Below are 24036 nucleotides of genomic sequence, written 5' to 3'. Positions count from 1 at the left end.
CATTGCTTACAATCAACAAATGACAAATAATGAAACAACACTATGGCTAATACAGGTGTAATTCGTCAGCAAGCACCACCAGAACGTGTACCGCTAAAAACCTGGATTGGTGTATTAGCCAGTATGCTTGGTGCATTTATGGCGGTATTAGATATTCAAATAACTAATGCTTCACTGCAAGATATTCAAGCAAGTTTAGGAGCAACCCTAGAAGAAGGTTCTTGGATTTCTACAGCGTATCTCGTAGCAGAAATTGTGGTAATTCCTCTAACAGGATGGTTATCACGGGTGTTTTCTCTCCGACGTTATTTGATAGTAAATACTGCACTATTTATTTTCTTTTCTATATGCTGCGCTTGGTCGTGGAACCTCAATTCCATGATTTTCTTTCGCGCCTTACAAGGTTTTAGTGGAGGAGTATTAATTCCCACTGCTATGACAGTTGTATTAACGACTTTACCCCAATCTAAGCAATCAATTGGACTGGCTGCATTTGGCTTTAGTGCAGTTTTTGCACCTTCAATTGGCCCGACATTGGGAGGTTGGTTAACAGAAAATTTTGGTTGGGAATACAACTTTTATATAAATGTAATTCCAGGGGCATTAATGCTAGCTGGTATTTGGTACGGAATTAAGGAAGAAAAACCCCAAATTAATTTACTGAAACAAGGTGATTGGTGGGGAATTATTACAATGGCTATTGGATTAGCTTCTCTACAAGTTGTTTTAGAAGAAGGTAGCCGCAAAGATTGGTTTAGTTCAGCGCTGATTGTCCGCTTAAGTGTGATTGCGGTAATTTTTTTGGCAATATTTTTCTATATTGAATTAACTCGTAAGCAACCATTTATTAATTTACGACTTGTGTTTAGGCGTAACTTTGGTTTAGCGAGTATTGTCAATGTGTCCCTGGGGGTAGGGTTGTATGGTTCAATTTATATTTTACCGTTGTATCTCACCCAAATTCAAAAATACAATGCGCTACAAATTGGTGAAGTGTTGATTTGGGCTGGTATTCCCCAACTGTTTATTATTCCCCTCATCCCCAAATTGATGCAACGCATTGATGTGCGTTTAATGGTGGCTGTTGGTGTAACTTTGTTTTCCATCAGTGCATTTATGAACTCTGGAATGACTAATCAAACTGGATTAGAGCAGTTACGATGGTCGCAATTTGTGCGTGCAATGGGACAACCCTTAATTATGGTGCCGCTAACGTCTATCGCCACTGCTGGATTGAGTCCAAAAGAAGCAGGATCGGCGAGTGGTTTATTTAATATGATGCGGAATCTGGGCGGTTCTATAGGAATTGCATCTTTAGCAACTTTATTAAGTAATAGAGAGCAATTTCACTCGAATAGATTGGGTGATGCAGTATCTTTATATAATCCAGAAACTCAACAGCGAATTGACCAAATGACACAGTATTTTGTCAGTCGAGGAGCCGATTTAAGTACCGCTCAAAATCAAGCGATCGCATCCATATCTAATATAGTCCGTCAGGAAGCTTATGTGATGGCTTTTAACGATTGTTTCTATTTTATTGGCATTGCTTTATTACTCAGCGGCCTTGCTGTTTTATTCTTCAAAAAGGTGAAAGCAACTGGTGGCGCTGTCGCTCATTAGATTTGTTCTAAGCTGATGTGTATTTAATTTGTATAATTAGGGCGGGCAAGATGCCCACCCCACAAGAGTTTTATTTGGGTTTTTATTAATCATTCATTAATGTTAAAGAGACCCGCATCGTAGGGGCAATTCATGAATTGCCCCTACGACGGATGTCGTTTTTCTAACGATGCATCAAAACGCGAAAGCGCTAAGAAAGCTTTGCCTCTTAGCGCCTTTGCATGAAATATTTTCTCTAGCTAGCTTTTTACACCATCTCAGATGATGCTTGCATCATCTGCTGTGGCTGCGGCTGGAACATAAACAACGAATAGACCACATCTCGGCGGATGTTCACCATCATATCCAAGAAGAGTTCGTAACCCTCGCTCTTATACTCAATCAACGGGTCTTTTTGACCATAACCACGCAATCCTACCGATTCGCGTAAGGCATCCATTTGTTGCAGGTGTTCCCGCCACAAAGTATCAATGCGTTGCAAAATAAAGAAGCGTTCAGCTTGGCGCATCAGTCCGGGTTGAACTTGGTCAATTTGCGCTTCTTTGAGATCGTAAGCAATTCGCACCTGTTCATGGAGGAAGGCTTTAATCTCGCCGACTGCCATATCTTCTAATTGATTTGGCTGCAAATCTGCTAGCAGATAGACGAATTCTTTGACTTTTTCGACCAACTTTTCTAACTCCCACTCTTCGGAGGGTAATTCTATGTTGATATAGTAGTCAACGATGTCATCCATCGTTTTTTCAGCGTACTTGATTACTTGTTCTTTCAAATCTTGGCCTTCTAACACCCGGCGGCGTTCGGCGTAAATAGCACGACGTTGATTATTCATCACCTCGTCATACTCAAACACCTGCTTCCGAATATCGTAGTAGTAGGTTTCAACTTTTTTCTGTGCGCCTTCCAAACTGCGGGTAAGCATCCCCGATTCGATGGGCATATCTTCTTCCACTTGGAAGGCTTCCATTAAACCAGCAACGCGATCGCCACCAAAAATCCGCAGTAGGTTATCCTCTAAACTGAGGAAGAATCTCGTGGTTCCAGGGTCGCCTTGTCTTCCTGCACGTCCGCGCAACTGGTTGTCAATCCGCCGCGATTCGTGGCGTTCTGTACCAATTACGTGCAAACCACCGATTCCCACTACCTCATCATGTTCGCGGGTAGTAAATTGTTCGTATTCTTGCTTAATCCGCTTGTAAGCTTCCCGTAATTTAAGAATCACCGCATCGTCTATGGGAGCTTTTTCTGCGGCTACCGCTACCTTGTCTTCTGCTTCGAGTTCCGGTAAACTGCGATCGCCATACTCACGAACTGCAACTTCTACTGCATCTTTGAGTAGTTTCTCTGTCTCTTTTGTCAATTGAGTAGGGAAAATTTCTGGTGAAGCCCGCCAAGTTCTAACTTTTTTACCAGGGACAAAGCCTTGACCACCACCATGTCCTGTAGGCAATCCGGCTGCTCTTTGAACGCCAAAGCTATCCTCATCTTCTGGCATGACGATGCGGGGCATGAAGTATTCCCGCAGCTTCAAACGTGCCATGTATTCGGAGTTCCCACCCAAGATTATATCTGTACCTCTACCAGCCATGTTGGTAGCAATAGTAACAGCACCTTTCCGTCCAGCTTGGGCGACAATTTCCGCTTCCCGCTCGACGTTTTCCGGTCTGGCATTGAGTAATTCGTGGGGAATCTCTAGCTGCTTCAGCAATCGGCTAAGAAGTTCAGATTTTTCTACACTAGTGGTTCCTACTAACACAGGTCTGCCGAGTTCGTGCATTTCGGCACATTCTTTAGCGATCGCACCCCACTTACCTGGTTCTGTCTTAAAGACCATATCAGATAAGTCTTCCCGTCTTCTGGTTTGGTTGGTGGGAATTACGGCAACTTCTAGTTTGTAAATTTTTTCAAATTCTGGTTCTTCCGTTTTTGCTGTTCCGGTCATTCCGCCCAATTTGGGATACAGCAAGAACATATTTTGATAAGTAATTGTCGCTAGAGTTTGAGTTTCTGGCTGAATTTCTACGTGTTCTTTAGCTTCAATAGCCTGGTGTAATCCATCACTCCAGCGCCGTCCGAGTAGCACCCGACCGGTAAATTCATCCACAATTACCACTTCCCCATTGCTATTGACGATATAGTTTGTGTCCTTAAGGAAAAGTTCTTTGGCTTTAATCGCATTAAAAACGAAATGTGCCCAAGGATCTTCTGGATCAAATAAATCTGTGACTCCCAAAAGATTTTCCGATTCTGCAAAGCCTTCATCTGTCAATAGCACGTTCCGGGCTTTTTCATCTACATCATAATGCTCGTCTTTTTTGAGCGTAAATGCGATTTCAGCCGCTTGCACATACTTTTCTGTAGGTCTTTCAACCTGCCCAGAAATAATCAGAGGTGTCCGCGCCTCATCAACTAAAATCGAGTCTACCTCGTCAATTACGCAATAATTGAACGGGCGTTGCACCACATCTGCCATAGATGTCGCCATGTTATCCCGCAGGTAGTCGAAACCGACTTCGCTGTTGGTGACATAAGTGATATCGCAATCGTAGTTTTTCTGGCGTTCACTAGGAGTCATGGTTGACTGGATTAGCCCCACACTCAGCCCCAAAAACCGATGCACCTGTCCCATCCATTCAGCATCCCGACGAGCCAGGTAATCGTTTACAGTGATGACGTGTACACCTTTACCAGTGAGGGCATTTAAATAACTTGGTAAGGTTGCTACGAGGGTTTTGCCCTCACCGGTTTTCATTTCGGCAATTTGCCCTACATGTAAAATGATACCGCCAAGCATTTGGACATCAAAGTGCCGTAAGCCTAACACACGCCGTCCTGCTTCCCGAACAACGGCGTAAGCTTCTGGCAAAAGGTCATCCAAGGCTTCACCTTTGGCAAGCCTTTGTTTAAATTCAACAGTTTTACCTTTTAACTCTTCATCAGAAAGAACTTTAATGTCTTCTTCTAAAAGGTTAATTTCAGTAACAGAAGGCTGGTATTTTTTAAGCTTACGAGCGTTGGGGTCGCCCAACAAAAATTTTAACATGGCAGGTTATAGAACTGAATCAAGGGGGATGGGGATTAAAGGGTCGGCATTGATTATAAACATTTAACCCAACCCAACCGTCTTGGTCGTGGATGGGTGTGTAATGAGAATTACCTCAAAAACAGGAGAAAAACTAGCCAATCAGTGCCTTAGATGATTGGTTTTAACTCTTATCTTATATTTACTCTTTCTTCATAGTATCATTTTGCCCCCAACTGGGACAGAGATAGGGGAATAGGTGAAAGAGTTACGAACAAAAAGATCCCCGACTTCTTGAAGAAGTCGGGGATCTGAGCCTCTCTCAAATAGGATTGCTATAAATTCTCACTTCCATTCTGCTGATAGGCGGCGAAAATTGTAGTCGCTAGCGCTGGGATGACAACTGACACAGCTGCCAATTTGGACGGGACGTGGTAACTTAACTCCTGGATGTAAAGCTTTGAAATAACGCGAGTTGTTGAGGCGATATGGTGTTTCTTCATCGTCTAGCTGGACACGGGAGAAAGTCGAAAGATATTTCCACACCAAAATACGTGGCGGATCGACTAAAGGCTTGAGTTGTGCGCCGTAGTGCTGCGAGTCTTGCAGGAGATTTTTCCACGTTTGGGTGGGTAAAACGGCTGGTGGTAAGGCAATGTGGCAGGTGGCGCAGTTTTCTAAGTACAGTTGTTGCGCTAGCTGATACTGTGCAGGCACTACGTCAACAGTACCAATTTCGGTGGGAGGAGTAGCACTTTGAGCATTAGTTGCCAAAGCTAGAAGCCAACCCATAGCTAGACTCCACGTTACAATTACCAAAAGTAAACCGAAAAATTGGCGTTTGAACTGGCGTTCGGCACTTTGATGTAATGTTTGGCGATCGCGGGTTTTGCGCTTAACAAAAATTGACATTCCTCACATTCCCAGATATTTACAAGTGGCGCTTGTGCTAATCATAGGACTTACGCAGTATTGGTAGTGTTTCTGTTACCCAATCAACACGATCCTTTCTCCAAAATCTCCCACCTTGGACTACCCAAGTCGGAACTCCAGGACAGCCAAACTGTTCGTATTCAGTTTTGCTGCTTCACTGTAGATTAACTCAAGAATGCGATCGCCATTCAACCCGACATCATTTGCAATTTTCCTAATCACAGACTCATCATTAACATCAAGAAGATCGATATACGTCGCTCGAAAAAAAGCTGCATCCAGCAGATGAGATTTATATCGTTTACAACGTCTACAACGTTGTTCATTTACCATACTTCTCGTTGGTGTTGAGTTAAGTCGAGGGGGAGCATTATCTCCACCCCTCCCAATTAGTTTTAAGTTAAATAAGTATTTTTACTAGTATTGTTTATATCCAAAATGTAATAGAATTAACAAGTTAAAACACAAAAATAAAATATGTCAAGTAAAGAATCGAGAGAATGGCATTTAACCGCCAATGGATGGGTTGCCGGAACATTGCAACATGATAGTGGACGTAATCCCATTTCGCTACCTGACAATAAAGTTCTAACTTGTATTTATAAAGAGACTATAGTTCCTGATGCTATGGCATTATCAGGTTATGGTGAGCCAGACTTTAATCTATCTAGTGATGTTAGCGTCATTTGGCGTTGTTCAGATCATCAGCTTACATCTGAGCTTTTAGATCAATTTGGTTCATGTCCTAAGCGTATATAAATTATCAAGTATTTATTTTTTTATAAACATATATGGATATATGGGTCAATTTATATTTGAAACCCTTCTTATTAGTGTTTTTTTAATTCCACTAGCTTTAGGTTTAGGTCATTTTTTAGATTTTGACAAAGTTCAAGGGATGAGCCAGAAAGAATATAATAATTATATGCAAATTATTATTTTTAAATGTTGGATAATTTTATTCTTACCTCTCATTCTGTGGCTACGATTCCAAGCAACTCATGAATGTACTAGAAATTTATTTTAAACAATAACATGAGTTAACTAATTCAAACAGAGATAAATAATATCTAGTTAAAATTGTAAACGTATTTTTGTAGCGCTATAGTTAATCATTTTTCTTTAGTTTCAAACTTTCTAGTGGGGACTGAGAAACCATTTCTTCAAAAGGAATCCATTCTCCTTCAGGTGTACAAACGTGCAACACTCCTTCAATTTTGGTTGAAGCTAAAACTAGTCTTTTAGATTGAGCAAGTCGGAACCATTCATTAAAAATATCTACTCCTGCTTTTTCCTCATACCCTTCATTAGGTATCCAAGTATTTCTGATAGCTTCTGCTAAAAACCCTGCTGGATTGCGTACCTTGGTGGTGGATAAAGCTTCTTTGAGCGTATTAATCGCTTTTAGTACTACCTCCTCTGGAACCTGTTCTATCAACTTTGACAAGGTTGCATTCATTTTTATTTTCAGTGCGTCGAGTTCAGATTTAATGTTGTCGCTGTTGTTGTTATTTAAAATTTGATAAGACATAATGCTCCTTCCCAGTTCCACAAGCAGCGTAATACGCTCTCGCAGGAAGTTCTTCCCTACCAAATTTCATTTTCTCCCAGCGCTTGACCCACCGACTAAATTCTTCTATTTCCTTGAGCCGAATTTCAATGCCGTACTTTTTCGCCCACCGCAGACAATCTTCTTTGTGATACGACGATAACAAAGCGCTTTCACTTCGTCCTTGTAAGTCGGCTACCTTTATACCTCGCTCCTTCGGTATGTAGATTGGTCTTCGTTCAATATCAACAGGTAAACCCTGTAAAGCTTTTTCGGCAAGAGCAATACCAATGTATGAATTTGACGAGTGGTATATCGAGTATGAATATACTTTGATTCGCTGCGACATCTGTCTAATTAACTCGCTATTTTGATATTAAATTTGGTTTCTAACCCATTGACGAAATTCTTTAACTAATTCCAAATAATCTTTTTCTCCCACTTGCTCTAAAAAGTTAGAAATCTCTGTTAATGGCAGATTGGGAAATGCTAAACTCTGTTCAACAGATATATATTTATGATTTTGTAAAACGTTAATACTAAAATCATTACCATCATATCGCCAGATTTCAGGCACACCCATATCAGCATAGACTTGAAAGCGATTTATAGAACTGCTAGTAATATCAATTTCTACTACCAAATCTGGCGGCGGATCTTGGGCTAAATCTATTCTTTTTTTGCCTTTTATGAAATTAATATTTTCAATGTAAAAGCATTCATCTGGTTCTGCACCACTCAGTTCTGGACGCTTGAAAGTAGTAGAACCAAGGCAGTCAATTCTAACTTCTAGTTCTTCTGCGAGAGTTTCAACAAATCGACCCGCAATTCTTTTGTATCGTTCATGTTCAGGTGAAGGAGCCATGATTTCTAGACTACCTCGATTGTATGTGAGCCGGAGGCGGCGACTAGCACTAAGTTCAGTTAGCAAGTTTTCATAAGTTTGCCAACTGATACCCGATAAGTGGATGATTTCTGTGGGTTGAAGCAGTGTGTTGCTAGTCATAGCGATATGTAATGTAGGTTCTCGCTGTACAATAGCCGTTCTTGCCCTCATTGTACTTTAAGCTGAATCTTCTATAAAGCTAGGTATCTGGTTGCTACAGTCGCGGTGAAAACTACTAAGCTGGTAAATAGCACGTTTAAAATTTAGCGGAAATTCCGAATCGCATTCATCGGCGGTTCAAGATTCCTCATTGGCGAACTACCTGTAATTACATTATGTTTGATGCTCTATCTGACCGTTTAGAATCCGCCTGGAAAAAACTGCGGGGACAGGACAAAATTTCTCAATCTAACATTCAAGACGCATTGCGCGAAGTACGCCGCGCCTTGTTGGAGGCAGATGTTAACCTCCAGGTAGTCAAAGATTTTATTAGCGAAGTTGAAACCAAAGCACAGGGAGCCGAGGTAGTTACCGGCGTGCGACCTGACCAACAGTTCATCAAAATTGTTCACGATGAACTGGTGGAGGTAATGGGAGAAGAAAATGTTCCCCTTGCAGAAGCACAGGAAAAGCCGACTATTATCTTGATGGCTGGGTTGCAAGGTACTGGTAAAACCACAGCGACCGCTAAGTTAGCCTTACATTTGAGAAAATTAGATCGTAGCTGTTTGTTGGTGGCAACAGACGTATATCGCCCAGCCGCGATCGACCAGTTGCTGACGTTGGGTAAGCAAATTGATGTACCAGTATTTGAACTAGGAAGCGACGCAGATCCCGTAGAAATCGCTCGACAAGGTGTAGAACGCGCTAGGGCAGAAGGGATAAATACAGTAATTATTGATACTGCTGGTCGGCTGCAAATTGACGAACTGATGATGGCGGAATTAGCCCGCATCAAGGCAACTGTTCAACCACATGAAACTCTGTTGGTGGTGGACGCAATGACTGGTCAAGAGGCAGCAAATCTGACTCGCACCTTCCACGATCAAATCGGAATTACTGGGGCAATTCTCACCAAAATGGATGGTGATAGCCGTGGTGGTGCAGCGCTGTCGGTGCGGAAGATTTCGGGAGCGCCGATTAAGTTTGTGGGCGTGGGTGAGAAAGTCGAGGCACTGCAACCCTTTTATCCCGATCGCATGGCATCCCGAATTTTGGGAATGGGCGATGTGCTAACCCTGGTAGAAAAAGCCCAGGAAGAGTTTGATTTAGCCGATGCTGAGAAAATGCAGGAGAAAATTTTGTCAGCAAAGTTTGACTTTACTGACTTTCTCAAGCAGTTACGGATGCTGAAGAATATGGGATCTCTGGGAGGCTTCATCAAGATGATCCCAGGGATGAACAAGCTTTCAGACGATCAACTCAAGCAGGGAGAAACCCAGCTAAAGCGCTGCGAGGCGATGATTAACTCCATGACTCGCCAAGAACGCCACGACCCCGATTTACTAGCCAGTTCTCCTAGTCGGCGACGGCGGATTGCTTCAGGTGCCGGTTATCGAGAGTCAGATGTGACTAAACTGGTGGGTGATTTCCAAAAAATGCGATCGCTCATGCAGCAAATGAGTCAAGGCGGCTTCCCTGGAATGCCGGGAATGTTTGGTGGTGGTGGCGGTATGGGCAACGCCTTCGCCGGTGCTGGCAATCGTCCCGCAGCCCCCGGATGGCGTGGCTATGGTGGTGATGCCGGTACGAAAAAGAAAAAACCCAAAGAGAAAAAGAAAAAAGGCTTCGGTAGTCTTTAATTATTGGGCATGGGGCATTGGGCATTGGGCATTGGGCATTGGGCATTGGGCATGGGGCATGGGGCATTGGTAATTTACAAATGACAAATGACCAATGACTAATAGCAGCAAATGCTAGGCAGTGCTAAAATTAGCATTTCGACCTCAGAATTTATCAGCAGAGGAAACTAACCCTCAATTTCTTGGCAACAGCCAGATTTAGGTTGCTTCCTCGCCGACTAGTTGCTAATTAATATCAAACAACAGGAGAATGATTCTTCAACCATGATCAAACTGCGCTTGAAGCGATTCGGTAAAAAACGGGAAGCAAGTTACCGTATTGTCGCCATTAACAACCTCGCTCGCCGTGATGGCCGTCCCTTAGAAGAATTGGGATTTTATAACCCCAGAACCGATGAAGTGCGATTAGACGTTCCTGGTATCGTCAAGCGACTACAACAAGGCGCTCAACCCACTGACACCGTACGTCGCATTCTAGTAAAAGCTAATGTTTTTGAACAGGTCAGTGCAACAACAGCCGCATCATAATTTCGGAACAAAATTGCCAACAGCCAGTCCCAACTATGTTGATCTGGTTCTATTTTTGGTACAGCCGTTTTTGGAATCTCCAGAGACTTTAAGCGTCGATTGTGAAATTTCTCAGGCCCTAAACCGGGTTTGGGTTCGCATCGCTTTTGAAAGCACAGATAAAGGGAAAGTGTTTGGTCGAGGGGGACGCAATATTCAGGCGATTCGGACAGTAATTGCCGCAGCCGCAGCCGCAGCTGGACAATCGGCATACCTGGATATCTACGGCAGTACCACTCCTGGCCGCGAGGGTATGTCTTTTGATGAAGACACAGAAGAGCGATCGCCACCGCCAAAAATGAGAGAAGCGCGTGGAAATGATGGGCCCAAACCCATTGTTAAACCCCGCCTCCGCTAGGTTAAAACTAGAGAGCAAATCTGAGCGGTTGTTGTTACCTCCGCTCAGAATTTTTGTAAAGATGGAAAGTAGCAAAAAGATTTTTGGATCTTTTTTTTAACTCTTCACCAGTAGGGGCATAAATCTTTATGCCCCTACAGATGATTAATTTGTTGCAAAGATTTTTCTAAAATGTAAGTAAAAAAGCGTAATTTCGCCTTTAGCGAGAAAGTATTAACCTTTGTCAAAAATAGATCCTTACGAATTAAAAAATACTATGGCAGGTGCATTCACAATTCAGCTGCCGAATGTTCCTAGCGCGATCGCTCTTGGGGGAGATGGAGAAGAAAATCTCAAAATCCTATCTCGCCAAACAGGAGCCACTTTAGTGTTACGCGGGCAAGAATTAGTGATTTCTGGTACGCAAGAGCAAATCGATCTGGCTTCTCGATTAGTGCGATCGCTTGAAAACCTCTGGATTAAAGGCAATACCATCACCAGTGCTGATATTTTAACAGCCCGTCAAGCCATAGATAGCGATCGCCAAGGAGAACTACAAGATTTACAGCGAGATGTTCTTGCCAAAAGTCGCCGAGGTGAAGAAGTCCGTGCTAAAACCTTCCGCCAGCGTCAATATATTGACGCACTCCGTAGGCGCGATCTTACCTTTGGGATTGGGCCTGCTGGTACTGGTAAGACTTATCTTGCCGTTGTTGTCGCTGTACAAGCACTCCTTGCCAACCAGATTGAAAAGCTAATTTTAACTCGCCCTGCCGTCGAAGCCGGTGAAAAACTCGGTTTTTTGCCTGGAGACTTACAGCAGAAAGTTAATCCTTATCTTCGCCCACTTTACGATGCTATTTATGAATTCATCGACCCAGAAAAAGTACCCAGTTTAATGGAACGCGGGGTGATTGAAGTCGCACCCCTCGCCTATATGCGGGGACGCACCCTTAATAACGCTTTTATCATTGTCGATGAAGCTCAAAATACTACACCCGCTCAGATGAAAATGGTTTTGACTCGTTTGGGTTTCCGTTCGCGGATGGTGATTACAGGCGACATGACACAAACTGATTTACCACTTCACCAACAATCGGGTTTAGGAGTGGCTTTACAAATTTTAAAACACGTTGAAGGCATTGCTTTTTGCGAATTCACTCAAAAAGATGTCGTGCGTCATCCTCTAGTTCAGCGCATTGTTGCGGCTTATGAACAATACGAAAAATAGGAATTGGGAATTGGGCATTGGGCATTGGGCATTGGGCATTGGGCATTGGGAATTGGGGATTGGGAATTGGGAATCAACAAATAACAAAGGATAATAATTTATGAGTACTACTTTGAAAGAATTTTTAGAAGCTTGCGAGAGTCTGGGAACCTTGCGTCTAATTGTTACTAGCAGCGCGGCTGTATTAGAAGCACGGGGCAAGATTGAAAAGCTATTTTATGCAGAATTACCAAAGGGTAAGTACGCGAATATGCACACCGAAGGTTTTGAATTTCACTTGAATATGGACAGAATTATTCAAGTAAAATTTGAAACAGGTGAAGCGAAAAGAGGCAATTTTACAACCTATGCTATTCGGTTTTTAGATGATAAACACGAATCCGCTTTAAGCTTATTTTTGCAATGGGGTAAACCTGGAGAATATGAACCAGGACAAGTAGAAGCTTGGCAGACTCTAAAAGAGAAGTATGGGGAAGTTTGGGAACCTTTACCAGCAGAGATTTAAATTAAAAAAATAAACTTGATTTAGGGTTTCCCAGATACCCGACTTCTTGAAGAAGTCGGGTGTCTAAATATGAAAAAATCAACAAAAAACTACTGATGCTTGTAATGAAGGTAATTTGGAGTTGTTGCTTGTTGGTTTTATTCCTGCTGTTTAGTGGTGAAGCGATCGCAGGAGAGTTATCTGAACGGTTAGCAAATTTTCCTCAGTGGGAAAAATTAACTTCAGTGCAACCGGCTTCGGGTGATTTGGTTTACCCGGAATGGATAGCTGGTAAATGGAAAGTTACGAGTACTTTAGTAGATTTAGCTGCGCCTTTAGCACCAGATATCGTAACTCCAGGGTTTGAAGGTAATCGCCGACAATTAAATCAGCCTGTGAGTTTTGTAGTAAGATTTGTAAAGGCTCAACCACATATATCCAGTTTAAAAATACTCCCTCAGATAGATTACAAATCTCCAAGCTTAGTAGCAGACAGAGCATTTAATAGTTTGAATTTGGCACGAGCTTATTTAGGGGATGAAGCAGTGTTGTCAGTCAAAGTAGATCCAGATTCACCTAATCGTCAGATTACATTCTTGCGTAGCAGTCGCCAATTAGTCTCCATTGTGACTGCACGGACTACAGAAACTATCCCTAATGGCAAATTTATCACTACAGAAGTGTTTCAACAATTATTTAAAGGTGGTTCACGCCCCTATTTAAACTCTGTAGAATCTACCACCGCCTATCATAAACTGCTAACAGCGAATCCGGCGATTGAGGCAGATCAAGTTACTGCTGTCTATCTTTCACCCCAAGATCCAGATTACTTTAAAGCTGGTTCTCGACCAGTTGCTCTCTATCGCTATCGCCTAGAGTTTGTTGCAGTACAAATGCCTAATATTCAGAAAGAATGATTTAAACTTAATAGACCTTGACTAATTTGTATTACGTTTGTAGTATATAAATTCCAAGCTCACGATCGCGCTCTTGGACGGTGTGTATCATGGCCAAATTTCAAGATATTGTCAATTATTTTCGCTATGACTGGAAACTGAGTCTTTTTAGTATTACGATATCCAGCATTTACGAAATTATTGATTTGGTTGTTCCTTATGCGATTGGGCAGATTTTAAACGTTTTGTCTGCTCAACCTTTGGATAAACCACTTCAAAGTGCGATCGCAACTTTTTCGCACTTTAGCAATTACCCAGTTAGTAAAACTCTATCTTTGGGTATATTACTGAGTTTAATATTTGTTGTCACAGTAGTGAAAGCGCCTGCACAGCCTTGGTTAACCCATTGGTTTCACTGGGATATAACCTTAAGGATGCGTCGCCAGAAAGCCCAAACAGCCATAGAAAAAATTCTCACTCTTCCACTAGAATTTTATGATGAAAATAACCCCGGACGCATTGCGGGAAGAATAGCTAGAGGTATTTCTAACCACACTTTTACTTATCCCGAAATTGCCGGACAGTTGATTCCTAGATTAGTTCGAGTACTCGCAATTTTTGGATTTATCTTGCTAATTGAGTGGCGAATTGCAATTTTATATTTGATTTCCTTTGTAGTTATTTTGAGCTTGAGCTTAAAGCATTTAAAGCAGCTGATTTGGCATGAAACTATTCTCGATAAATATTCAGAAGATACGGAAAGTCGCAATTCGGAATTAATCACTAACATCAAAACGGTGAAAGCATTTGCTACAGAAGCTAATGAACTGAAACGGCAAAAGCAACGTTTAGATCGGGAATTAATGGTAGTTGAGTATCGTGTCCACAAAGGATATACCAAACTAGCTACTTGGCAAAGGACTGTAATTCAGTTTTGCGTGTTTACTATCTTGGGTTTGACTCTAGCAGCAACCTTAGATGGAAGAATTTCTCTTGGTCATTTTGTCATGACCTTAACTCTTTCTAGCATGGCTTATGCGGAATTAGAACCTATTAGCACCTTGGGAGAAGTTTTTGCCCGTCGTTATTCTTCGATGATCCGGTTTCACGAATTTCTGCAAGAGCCAACTGCATCTGATTCAGCTAGTCTTTTAGAAGAGAGTAACCACACAGAATCACCTTATAAATTTACTGGAAAAGTTGAGTTGTCGCACCTCAGTTTTGGATATGATGCCAACCGTCAAGTTTTGCAAGATATTAACTTGTTGATTGAGCCATACCAAACAGTGGCATTAGTGGGGCGTTCTGGTTCTGGTAAGTCTACTTTAGTGAAGTTGCTGTTACGATATTTTGAACCTCAATCAGGTCAAATTTTGATTGATGGTCAAGATATTCGCACTTTGGATGTGGGTAAGTATAGACGAAGATTAGCGATCGTTCACCAAGAAGTAGACGTTTTCAACGGTACTATATTGGATAACCTCACTTATGGTAGGCGGGATGCCAGTTTAGAGCAGGTTAAGGAAGCCTGTAGAATTGCCAGAGTCGATGAAGTAGTGGAGCAGTTACCCAAAGGTTATTACACTGTTGTGGGGGAACGAGGTGTGAGGTTATCTGGAGGACAAAGACAACGTTTAGGAATTGCGAGGGCGTTGTTAGTTCAACCAGACGTGCTGATTTTTGATGAAGCCACCTCTAGCTTAGATTATGAATCTGAGCGTTCGATTCAGCTAGCGATGCAATCGATTCAGGGTACTTGCACCACTATTGTGATTGCTCACCGTTTAAGTACAGTGCGGGAAGCAGATAAAATTGTAGTTCTGGAGCAAGGAAAGATTGTAGAAGTGGGTAGCCATGATGAACTCTTGCGTCACGAGGGCATTTACCGCCGTTTACACTCCCTGCAAGAAACAGGAGAACTTCTGAGTTAGGGAATATAGACATTTTAGATTTTGGATTGATCCCATAAATTAATTCCCCTGATTAAATCGACCTTATTGACAATACAATAGGGTCGATTTTTTCAATCCATTTTATTTCAATACAGTTCACTTAAGGCTAAAACTTTTTACTAAAGTCATTTTTTTAACGTTCGCGGAGCGTGCCGGAGGCATTACCGCAAAGCAAAGAGAAGAAAGAAAGGCTTAACTGAACCGTATTGCATTTTATTTCTCTTTATTTTGCCCTTCGGGTGACGCTCCTTTAGGACGGGGAGTGTCAATCGGTAATTCTTAATCTTGAATTTCTATCTTAGTAATCAGCCATTCTTTGATTGTTTTCCCACAAGGCTCAGAACTTTGACAATCATTGACATCCTCTAGCTCATAAGACATCTTTACTTTTTGATTGACGTATTTATCTGGTTCGCAAATATCAAATATTGCCCCAACACCTTCATATAACTTACCATTCTCATCTACAACAGTAACATAGCATTTTAAGTCTCCATTTTGCATATCTTTGATCGTCCCAAATATCGGGTTATCGTTATCAATTTCATTAGACTTATTCTCTTTGATAGGTGTATTTTTATTTAATGTTGACTTACTACCTTTGTTAACAATTTCGGTATTATCTAGCTGGTTTGTGGAAATAGATTTAGAATTAAATTGAGTAGCTATTGCAATATTTCCTTGATTCAATTTATTCTTTATAGAAGTACTATTCACAGATTCACTAGAACTGATAATCAATACAGAACAAAAAACCAATGTAGTAGCAACGATTGTTTTTTTCATTTTATTGCTGTTCATAAAAGCCAATATACGGTTGTTTTGAGAAAGGCGTTGGAGTAATGGTTAATCGACCAATTATGGTGGTAGTTCCAGCAAAATAGGTTGTGTCTCTTATCAAAGATTCTGGACAATCATTGTTTATTAGAGTCGTCCATAGAAACAAAAAACCAAAGTCAATTACAATTACCCAGCCTAGAGATATAAAAAACTTTTATTAGGTTTTCTATAAAATTTCTTTATTATTAATATTTTATTTTTTGTCACTTATAAATGACATCGTGATATTTGCTGAATATGCTCGGCGTTATCTACATTTTTTGTGTATTATTCAGTAGAGTGCTTAAAAAGATTAAAATTCGAGGTTTGATCCAGGTAGTCCAGTAATTCCAACGACAATGTTGGATTATATCAAAAATAAACTCGTACCTGATATAGAAAAAAATACAAAATCTTATAACATTAACATCGTTGAAATTATTGGAGACACTGACGAGCAACCTATTGGTATTATCAGACTCTAATTTAGAGCTAGCTGCTAGTCAAGGTGGTTCAGTTAGTACACTTAAAGCAGGTTCTAACGCTGATTTAGGATTGATGCGTTCCCTTGCAGTGGTTAAAGAACTGGTGAAAATCCAGTAACAAAATAAGATGCCAGGAGTTCAATTTCGCGCTTATTCTGCGGCACAATTAATATTACCAACTGGTGAATTTGCTCCTATTCCCCAAGACAAGCGTCACCCAAAATCGAAGCGGCGACGCATTGAAATTCGTTTTACGCGCTTGGGTGAAGTGCGAGAAGTAAAGTAAATAATCCATTCACCACTGCGAGAACACTAATTAAAGAATCGAACTCTTCTAATAATAATAAAACTAAGATTTACTCTTATCGGCTTCTTTCTGCGCCGCTTCACTGTATTTCTTATATAGTTGAGTCCGAATTTTAGCTTCCTGATAACGGCTGTGTTTTTGTGGTACTGTACTCATTAAATCTGAAGCCCGTTGCCACTTAGCAGCGATTTCTAACCACTGAGTTGAGGTTGTGGCTGTTTTACCAGATGTGGAAGCAAGATTTGCAATTCGCACAGATGTTGCAAATGGATCATTAGATTGATCGTCAAAGATATTGTTAGGAATACGAGATGATATTGGGGCTTTATTCTCGTTAGTATTTGTAGTTAAAGATTTGGAAATTTCTGGTTGTATTAAGTTTTTCAGTTTATTACCTAACTGGGCATAAACAACCCAACTAAGCAACAACAGGGAGCATAAACCAACTGCCGCTAATATCTTTTTTTTAGGTTTACTTTGGTGTTTTTCTTTGTTAATAAGTACCAAAGGACGAGAAACTTGAGGTTTGGGGAAACTTGGTTTTCCTAGTTCAGCTTGAGCTTCTGTCAAATCTTTAATTAGTTGCTTTATAATATTAGGCTGAATTAAGGCAATTTCGTGCGACCAAAGCAATTGGCTGTCGCGATCGCTATCTATTTCTTTTAACCACAGCAATTGTTGTTCCCGAACAATCCGACTGTTGATATTGACTCGGCGAATGTGGCGTGGGGCAATGGACTCAAGAATTTGCTGGATTTGTTCTACAAGGGGAGATTGCTCAAGTTGCTCTATTCTAGCCGCCTCGCAGAGAAGTTGTAAGACACCATCAGAAAAAATAGCTCTAGTTCTGACACCAGATTTGGCTAGTTTCTCATTCAATAGCTGAATAATTGCAGCAACGCTACCTTGTTGAGCTTGCCAACCGATATCGTTTATCCGATCTACCATCTGAGGTTTGGTGATAACTCTTCCACCCTGACTGATTAACGTATTCATTAATTTAGGGACTCTTTTCTACTGACCTTGATCTTGTCTTCGATTTTACGAGTAAAAAGATGAGTTGCCAAATAAAATCATAAAAGTCGAGCCTCCCTTCTCGGTTCGCTAAAGATGCTCGATCGCGCTCAGTTAATTTGACACTCCCAAGCCTTAAAAGTGTAGGATTCTTGAACGTAAACTGCGCTTTCAGGTTAACGCCGATGCTGGCGGATATAGCTACCTGTTTGACATACTACATTATCATGTCTTTTAGCGATCGCACGAACTCAACTTGAGTTAGCTAAATATTATCAGGCTCAACACCTAGCGATCGCAGCTGTTTCTTCAACCTTTCCACCTGGGACTGTGCTTGTTCCTTGGCTAATTTTTCCTGTTTTAGCGCCTCTGCCAACTCCTCTGGAATCAGCAACTTTTCCCCAGTATCTTCTCGATAAAAACCAATCAGTTGCCCCTCTATTTGCAAACGCAGCTGCAAAGGTTCACATCGACTATCTGTAATTGGTTCATACACCTCGCCTCGCAGCCTATACCCTTGCAATTGCTCTTTAATCCATTCTCCCTTCGGGTCAAATAACCAGTATTCCAGTACCCCTAGCTGGTCATACAGTGTCTTTTTAAAGCCCATGTCCTGGTTTTTAGTGCCTTCCGAAGTCATCTCAAAGATGACTACAGGTACTTGTCCCTCTTCCCATATCTTGTAATTATCCCGGCCTCCAGGAGCAACATTAAAAATCACCATTACATCTGGAGCTACACGTAACCTCGGAAAACCCTGAGCATAGTAGAGAAACTGGTTACTTAAAACGGTTGCTTGCCTACTCAGTAAATATTGCCTCAATACTTCTAAAGTTGCCAATAGAGCGCATAAATGAACATAACTTTCTGCCAAAGGTTCACCATCCGAACTTGGGTAAAAAACTTCTGTTGATTGAGAACTGGATAAGAGGCTAGTCATAATTAGCCGCCTGATTGAGAAGATGGGTGCATGACTATATTATCTCAAAGACTTTCGCTGATATTTCTAGAACTTTGTCAGTAATTCTCGCTTTTTTTGCCATTTTGTCAGAATGGCAAGACTATTTAGTACAGCGATCGCTACATTAGAAGATATATAAATAAAAATCAACAATGATTTTTATTCTTCGCAGTTCACACAAAACCATGAGTGCAAGTACCATTATTTCCGAAAATCCCTTACTCCAAGGCGTTGGCTTACCTCCCTTTGCAGATATTAAACCAGAACGAGTAGTACCAGCCTTCAATCAGTTATTAGCAGAACTTGACGAGCAACTTGCCACTTTAGAGGCAAGTGTACAGCCTTCTTGGAGTGGTTTAGTAGAACCCTTAGAAAAGCTGACTGAACGGCTTATCTGGAGTTGGGGGGTGGTGAATCATTTAATGGGTGTTAAAAATAGCCCGGAACTGCGCGAAGCTCATGAAATCGTACAGCCACTAGTCATACAATTTATCAATAAGCTCGGTCAAAGCCAACCCATCTACAATGCTTTTAAAGCACTCCGTAACAGCGATAATTGGGCAACTCTAGAATTAGCCCAACAGCGTATAGTAGAAGCCGCCATTCGAGATGCAGAACTTTCTGGTGTTGGCTTAGAAGGAGAGGTAAGAGAGCGTTTCAACGCCATACAGATGGAGTTAGCAGAACTTTCTACCAAATTCTCTAACCATGTACTTGATGCTACGAAAGCCTTCAGCTTAACCCTGACAACACAAGCGGAAATTGACGGTTTACCACCAAGCTTAGTGAGTCTAGCAGCCCAAGTTGCTCGTGCATCTGGCGAAAGCAATGCCACACCAGAAAATGGCCCCTGGCGGATTACTTTAGACTTCCCCAGTTATGCCCCTTTCATGCAGCACAGCACCCGCCGAGATTTGCGTGAAAAACTCTATAAAGCTCATATCACCCGCGCTTCTACTGGCGATTTGGATAACAACCCCTTAATTGAGCGCATTTTGAAGTTGCGCCAAGAACTCGCAGATATACTAGGCTTTAAAAGTTTTGCCCAATTGAGCCTTGCTAGTAAAATGGCTCCCAACGTTGAGGCAGTCAACGCCCTATTAGAAGAACTACGCCGCGCTAGTTATGATGCGGCTGTTAAAGACTTGGTAGAACTCAAAGCTTTTGCAGCAGCACAGAGAGCAGCAGAAGCTGAAGATTTAAAACACTGGGATATCAGCTTTTGGGCAGAACGCCAAAGAGAAGCAAAATTTGCCTTTACTGCTGAAGAATTGCGTCCCTACTTTCCGCTTCCCCAAGTGTTAGACGGTTTATTTGGACTAGTTAAGCGATTATTTGGTGTTACTGTCACCTCTGCCGATGATCAAGCCCCAGTATGGCATGAGGATGTCCGTTATTTCCAAATTGCTGATAAAACTGGTTCTCCCATAGCCTACTTCTACTTAGACCCCTATAGCCGTCCAGCCGAAAAACGCGGTGGTGCTTGGATGGATGTGTGCATTAATCGGGGTAAAATTACTGAAAATGGTACTACTGCCATCCGCTTACCAGTAGCTTATTTGGTGTGTAATCAAAGTCCTCCCATCGATGGAAAACCTAGTTTGATGACCTTCTACGAAGTAGAGACTTTGTTCCACGAGTTCGGTCATGGATTGCACCACATGCTTACTAAGGTTGACTATCCCGGAGCCGCAGGCATCAATAATGTGGAGTGGGATGCAGTGGAACTACCTAGTCAGTTTATGGAAAACTGGTGCTATGAGCGGCTCACTTTGTTTGGTATGGCGAAGCATTATGAAACTGGTGAAGCCCTACCGGAGCATTATTATCAAAAGCTGCTAGCGGCGCGTAATTATATGAGTGGTACTGCCACGCTGCGACAAATTCACCTGAGCAGTGTGGATTTAGAACTACACTACCGCTATTACCCTGGTAGTAATGAAACCCCCTCAGATGTGCGCCATCGCATAGCCAAGACTACTACCGTTTTACAGCCACTTCCAGAAGATGCAATGTTATGTGCTTTTGGACATATTTTTGAGGGTGGTTATGCAGCAGGTTACTATAGCTACAAATGGGCTGAGGTACTGAGTGCTGATGCTTTTGCTGCTTTTGAAGAAGCTGGGCTAGAAGATGAAGAGGCTGTAAAAGCTACAGGTAGACGTTATCGGGATACGGTACTGGCGCTTGGTGGTGGTCAGCATCCAATGGAGGTGTTTAAAACTTTCCGGGGTCGTGAACCAAGCACGATCGCTTTGCTCAGGCACAATGGTTTAGTCAGTGCTGCTGTAAACTAAACAATACCTCCGTAGGGACATTGCATTGCAATGTCTCTTGCATCAAATCTTTGAAAACAGGCAACCACGAGTAGTTCACGAAGGAAAAGACCTAAGCAGAAAATTGATGAAAAAGAATAACTCGTCTGCGCCGGAGCCTACAATTACAAGTTTGGAACTACGTCGTTTCCGATTATCCTTTCTTTATTCCATACCAATTGGGCTGTTAGGAGGGCTGATTGGCTTGGGAGGTGCAGAGTTTCGCCTGCCAGTTCTTGCTGGAAAATTGGGTTATTCAGTGCGGCAAGCTGTGCCTCTGAACTTGGCTGTCAGCTTGATTACGATTGCTGCATCCTTGGTAATCCGGGGCAGTAAGCTTTCCTTTAGCACCGTTATTCCATTGCTGCCTGTGATCTTCTCCTTGATTGCCGGAGCGGTTATCACTGCTTTTTTTGGGGCGGCGATGGCGGGAAGGCTCTCAAACGAACAGCTTGAGCGAATCATTTTAGTGCTATTGGTAGTCATTGGCATTGCCTTGATAGTCGAGGGTTTTCTACCTCAACAAATACCAGCCCTTCTACCCCCTGCTTTAAGTTGGCGCATTTTAGCAGGTATCTTATTTGGACTAGCAATTGGGCTGGTAAGCAGTCTACTTGGGGTTGCAGGGGGTGAAGTGATTATCCCAACACTTGTTTTCGCTTTTGGCGCAGATATTAAGACAGCAGGTACAGCCAGCCTTTTGGTTAGTTTTCCAACTGTACTGGTAGGGGTTATCAAATATGCTAGTCGAGGTGCATTTGTAGATCGTACAACCTTGAGCAATACCATAGCGCCTATGGGAGTTGGTTCGGTAATTGGAGCCATCATTGGAGGAATGCTTGTAGGTATTTTTCCAGCATCGGTACTCAAGATTACACTAGGGGTAATCTTGAGTATCTCCGCGTTTCGGGTCTTTCACAAAGCCAAATCCTCTAATGAAAAGCTTGAAAGCTAGATATAGCAAAACTTTTCAGTCTAAATTGCACTTTTTTACACGGATATTCGATTCAATCTCAATAAGAAACCCCCTCTGCTTTGGTCATAGTAAAGTGATTACAAAACAGAAGGGGTTCATTTTTTATTATTTTATAGGCAGATTTTAAAGATAATACTGGCAAAAAACCAGTTTCTCCAATGTTGTGTTTATTTTTACCTGCCTATTCAGTTCAGCCTATTTCCAGTCGGGAATCTCAGCATCCTCTCCCCCAATCCCGATTCCAGTGTTAAATATCTCGGCATCAGTGAGATTAAGATCGTTCATTGATGCTTTGTACACATTAGAATCGTGAATCGTAGCGCGAGTAAAATTTACTCCGTTGAGATTGGTTTGCTTCATATTCACATTGGTTACATAAGCTGATGTTAGGTTGGCACCTGCCAAGTTTGCACCAGTTAAGTCAGCACCTTCTAGGTTAGCCCCTACAAGGTTGGCTCCTTGAAGCTTTGAGCCTCTCAAGTCAGCACCAATTAAATGAGCGCCACTTAGGTTAGCTCCCGATAGATTGCACTGGATACATTCCCCAGTTGAAAGCAGCTTTTGTAAATCCTGCGGATTTTCGGCTCTAACCGAGGTAGTGAAAAATAGGGGAGTTGCTAAGGCCATGGCCGCTAATAGCTGGAGTTTCATATATTTTCCCCCTTAATAATCAAGTTGCGTCCGTTCTGTCCCTCACAACTTTATTATCTCACTAAACTTCGTGAGGTCAATCTGTCTATCTACCAACAAGTTGGTTGTGATATGAAACAGATATAATAGCGAGATAATAAACGCCATATATCCTGTTTTTTGTCGATTTTTACCCGATAAACCTAAAAAGGTTCCAGTGTTAAATCTCTGTTAAATCTTTTTAAGAGCTTGCACTACTCGCAAAAATTTGGCTAATTTGATAAGTATAAATACTTGCCAAATGATTTAATCACAAATTAGGTTAAGTCTTTAGAAATTCTCGCATATACTGATTAACCAATTCAGGCTGTTCTTGCTGCACCCAATGGCCACAATTAGGAATGTACTTGATTTGAAAGTCCCTAACATAAGCTGCGGTATCGTAGGTTAGTTCCTTACCGAGTGCGGTGTCATTTTCTCCCCAAATCATCAGTGTTGGCACTTCCAGAACGCCCCAACTTGAATTTAGCATTTTCTGCTGAAAAATATTGCGGTAATAGTTCAACATTGCTGTGAGCGCACCGCGTTTTGCAGCAGCATTTTTATATGCGTCAATATCGGCTTTCGTGAAAGCACTTTTGTTAACTGCTGTACCTTGAAAAGCTGTTTCAATGGCTTGGTAGTCTGAAGATTGTAAAAGTAATTCTGGTAGCCACGGTAGTTGAAAAAGAAATATGTAGTTGCTACGTAGCAACTGTTGGGGAGTGCGTAACCCTTCGGCAAATTTAGCAGGATGAGGCAGGTTAAGGATAATTAGTTGCTCTAACATTTCCGGGTGAGCATAAGCAAAATTCCAAGCGATCGCACCGCCCCAATCATGTCCAACTAATACACATTTTTGATATCCTAATCCTTTAATTACTCCCTCAACATCTTTGATAAACTCATCCATTACATAAGCTGATTGCTCACTTGGTTTATCACTATCGTTGTAGCCACGCAAGTCAATGGCAACAACTTTAAAATTTTGGGCAAATTCTGGTATTTGATGCCGCCAAGAGTACCAAAACTCAGGAAACCCATGCAACATCAACATTAAGGGGCCTTCACCTTGAGTAACGTAATGTAGTTTTACCCCATTGGTAGTTACATATTCGTGTTTCCAATTCGTTTCAAATATAGTCATAGGTTGTGTTTTTTGTTGGTGATATTGATTATTTACAATTTTTTTGATGAAAACATCTATT

The 24036-nt window shown here is 41.7% G+C and carries 25 protein-coding genes; 14 read left to right on the top strand and 11 right to left on the bottom strand.

The genetic code is table 11. The annotated features are described in order from the left end of the window. Positions 1–42: 42 nt before the first annotated feature. A complete protein-coding gene (locus V7K98_RS03875; protein WP_335019511.1) occupies positions 43–1623 on the top strand; it encodes a DHA2 family efflux MFS transporter permease subunit in 1581 nt (526 codons plus the stop codon). Between the two features lie 247 nt (positions 1624–1870). On the opposite strand, the gene secA is transcribed toward V7K98_RS03875, so the two are convergent. From secA to V7K98_RS03860, 3 genes are all read right to left on the bottom strand, one after another. Further along, the gene (gene secA / locus V7K98_RS03870) at positions 1871–4666 is read right to left on the bottom strand and encodes a preprotein translocase subunit SecA (protein ID WP_335019510.1); all 2796 of its coding nucleotides are present in this window, start codon (positions 4664–4666) and stop codon (positions 1871–1873) included. 324 nt (positions 4667–4990) lie between these two features. Then, complete coding sequence (locus V7K98_RS03865) at positions 4991–5557, bottom strand: cytochrome C (protein WP_335019509.1); 567 nt, start codon at positions 5555–5557, stop codon at positions 4991–4993. A gap of 120 nt (positions 5558–5677) precedes the next feature. Beyond that, positions 5678–5911, bottom strand: a complete 234-nt coding sequence (locus V7K98_RS03860) for a hypothetical protein (protein ID WP_335019508.1) — start codon at positions 5909–5911, stop codon at positions 5678–5680. Positions 5912–6055: 144 nt separating this feature from the next. Here V7K98_RS03860 and V7K98_RS03855 point away from each other — a divergent pair, with 144 nt between their 5' ends. Beyond that, on the top strand, positions 6056–6337 hold the full coding sequence (locus tag V7K98_RS03855; protein ID WP_335019507.1) for a hypothetical protein: 282 nt from the start codon (positions 6056–6058) through the stop codon (positions 6335–6337). Between the two features lie 349 nt (positions 6338–6686). Here the strand turns inward: V7K98_RS03855 and V7K98_RS03850 are convergent, their stop codons facing one another. The 3 genes from V7K98_RS03850 to V7K98_RS03840 are packed head-to-tail and all read right to left on the bottom strand — an operon-like array spanning position 6687 to position 8184. Next, positions 6687–7109: a hypothetical protein gene (locus V7K98_RS03850; RefSeq protein ID WP_335019506.1), complete on the bottom strand. Its 423-nt coding sequence runs from the start codon at positions 7107–7109 to the stop codon at positions 6687–6689. Beyond that, entirely contained in the window at positions 7087–7476 is a 390-nt protein-coding gene (locus tag V7K98_RS03845) for a hypothetical protein (protein ID WP_335019505.1), read from the bottom strand. The genes V7K98_RS03850 and V7K98_RS03845 overlap by 23 nt, the downstream gene beginning before the upstream one ends. Before the next feature lie 27 nt (positions 7477–7503). Next, on the bottom strand, positions 7504–8184 hold the full coding sequence (locus V7K98_RS03840) for a Uma2 family endonuclease (RefSeq protein ID WP_335019504.1): 681 nt from the start codon (positions 8182–8184) through the stop codon (positions 7504–7506). Positions 8185–8348: 164 nt separating this feature from the next. On the opposite strand from V7K98_RS03840, the gene ffh reads away from it, so the two are divergent. From ffh to V7K98_RS03805, 7 genes are all read left to right on the top strand, one after another. Continuing rightward, on the top strand, positions 8349–9815 hold the full coding sequence (gene ffh / locus V7K98_RS03835; protein WP_335019503.1) for a signal recognition particle protein: 1467 nt from the start codon (positions 8349–8351) through the stop codon (positions 9813–9815). Between the two features lie 264 nt (positions 9816–10079). Next, on the top strand, positions 10080–10343 hold the full coding sequence (gene rpsP, locus V7K98_RS03830) for a 30S ribosomal protein S16 (RefSeq protein ID WP_094328165.1): 264 nt from the start codon (positions 10080–10082) through the stop codon (positions 10341–10343). Further along, positions 10303–10740, top strand: coding sequence for a KH domain-containing protein (locus V7K98_RS03825; protein WP_335019502.1), 438 nt, complete (start codon positions 10303–10305; stop codon positions 10738–10740). Before rpsP ends, V7K98_RS03825 begins: the two co-directional genes overlap by 41 nt. Before the next feature lie 256 nt (positions 10741–10996). Continuing rightward, complete coding sequence (locus V7K98_RS03820) at positions 10997–11950, top strand: PhoH family protein (RefSeq protein ID WP_335019501.1); 954 nt, start codon at positions 10997–10999, stop codon at positions 11948–11950. 100 nt (positions 11951–12050) lie between these two features. Further along, a complete protein-coding gene (locus tag V7K98_RS03815; protein ID WP_335019500.1) occupies positions 12051–12455 on the top strand; it encodes a ChuX/HutX family heme-like substrate-binding protein in 405 nt (134 codons plus the stop codon). Between the two features lie 95 nt (positions 12456–12550). Beyond that, the gene (locus V7K98_RS03810) at positions 12551–13351 is read left to right on the top strand and encodes a DUF6816 family protein (RefSeq protein WP_335019554.1); all 801 of its coding nucleotides are present in this window, start codon (positions 12551–12553) and stop codon (positions 13349–13351) included. A gap of 89 nt (positions 13352–13440) precedes the next feature. Next, a complete protein-coding gene (locus V7K98_RS03805; protein WP_335019499.1) occupies positions 13441–15261 on the top strand; it encodes an ABC transporter ATP-binding protein in 1821 nt (606 codons plus the stop codon). A 300-nt stretch (positions 15262–15561) separates the two neighbouring features. Here the strand turns inward: V7K98_RS03805 and V7K98_RS03800 are convergent, their stop codons facing one another. Next, complete coding sequence (locus V7K98_RS03800) at positions 15562–16083, bottom strand: hypothetical protein (RefSeq protein ID WP_335019498.1); 522 nt, start codon at positions 16081–16083, stop codon at positions 15562–15564. 483 nt (positions 16084–16566) lie between these two features. Between V7K98_RS03800 and V7K98_RS03795 the strand changes: the two genes are divergently transcribed. Both V7K98_RS03795 and V7K98_RS03790 read left to right on the top strand, forming a co-directional pair. Beyond that, positions 16567–16704, top strand: coding sequence for a hypothetical protein (locus V7K98_RS03795; RefSeq protein WP_335019497.1), 138 nt, complete (start codon positions 16567–16569; stop codon positions 16702–16704). Positions 16705–16713: 9 nt separating this feature from the next. After that, positions 16714–16872 carry a hypothetical protein gene (locus V7K98_RS03790; protein WP_335019496.1) on the top strand — a complete coding sequence of 53 codons (159 nt, stop codon included), beginning with the start codon at positions 16714–16716 and terminating at the stop codon, positions 16870–16872. A 63-nt stretch (positions 16873–16935) separates the two neighbouring features. On the opposite strand, the gene V7K98_RS03785 is transcribed toward V7K98_RS03790, so the two are convergent. Together V7K98_RS03785 and V7K98_RS03780 are read right to left on the bottom strand one after the other, a co-directional pair. Then, on the bottom strand, positions 16936–17889 hold the full coding sequence (locus V7K98_RS03785; protein WP_335019495.1) for a hypothetical protein: 954 nt from the start codon (positions 17887–17889) through the stop codon (positions 16936–16938). A gap of 283 nt (positions 17890–18172) precedes the next feature. After that, positions 18173–18847 (bottom strand): Uma2 family endonuclease, encoded by a 675-nt coding sequence (locus V7K98_RS03780; RefSeq protein WP_335019494.1) that lies wholly within the window; start codon positions 18845–18847, stop codon positions 18173–18175. 26 nt (positions 18848–18873) lie between these two features. Here V7K98_RS03780 and V7K98_RS03775 point away from each other — a divergent pair, with 26 nt between their 5' ends. The 3 genes from V7K98_RS03775 (at position 18874) to V7K98_RS03765 (ending at position 22138) form a co-directional block, all read left to right on the top strand. After that, positions 18874–18996, top strand: coding sequence for a hypothetical protein (locus V7K98_RS03775; RefSeq protein WP_335019493.1), 123 nt, complete (start codon positions 18874–18876; stop codon positions 18994–18996). Between the two features lie 57 nt (positions 18997–19053). Continuing rightward, the gene (locus V7K98_RS03770; RefSeq protein WP_335019492.1) at positions 19054–21165 is read left to right on the top strand and encodes a M3 family metallopeptidase; all 2112 of its coding nucleotides are present in this window, start codon (positions 19054–19056) and stop codon (positions 21163–21165) included. Positions 21166–21271: 106 nt separating this feature from the next. Beyond that, positions 21272–22138 (top strand): sulfite exporter TauE/SafE family protein, encoded by an 867-nt coding sequence (locus V7K98_RS03765; protein WP_335019491.1) that lies wholly within the window; start codon positions 21272–21274, stop codon positions 22136–22138. Between the two features lie 216 nt (positions 22139–22354). On the opposite strand, the gene V7K98_RS03760 is transcribed toward V7K98_RS03765, so the two are convergent. Then, positions 22355–22810, bottom strand: a complete 456-nt coding sequence (locus V7K98_RS03760; protein ID WP_335019490.1) for a pentapeptide repeat-containing protein — start codon at positions 22808–22810, stop codon at positions 22355–22357. 301 nt (positions 22811–23111) lie between these two features. Next, positions 23112–23975 (bottom strand): alpha/beta fold hydrolase, encoded by an 864-nt coding sequence (locus V7K98_RS03755; protein WP_335019489.1) that lies wholly within the window; start codon positions 23973–23975, stop codon positions 23112–23114. Between the last annotated feature and the right edge of the window lie 61 nt (positions 23976–24036).

The sequence above is a fragment of the Nostoc sp. genome (assembly GCF_036917435.1).
Taxonomy (GTDB): domain Bacteria; phylum Cyanobacteriota; class Cyanobacteriia; order Cyanobacteriales; family Nostocaceae; genus Nostoc.
Note: the sequence above shows the minus strand (reverse complement) of the source record. Positions and strands in the feature narration are given on the sequence as shown.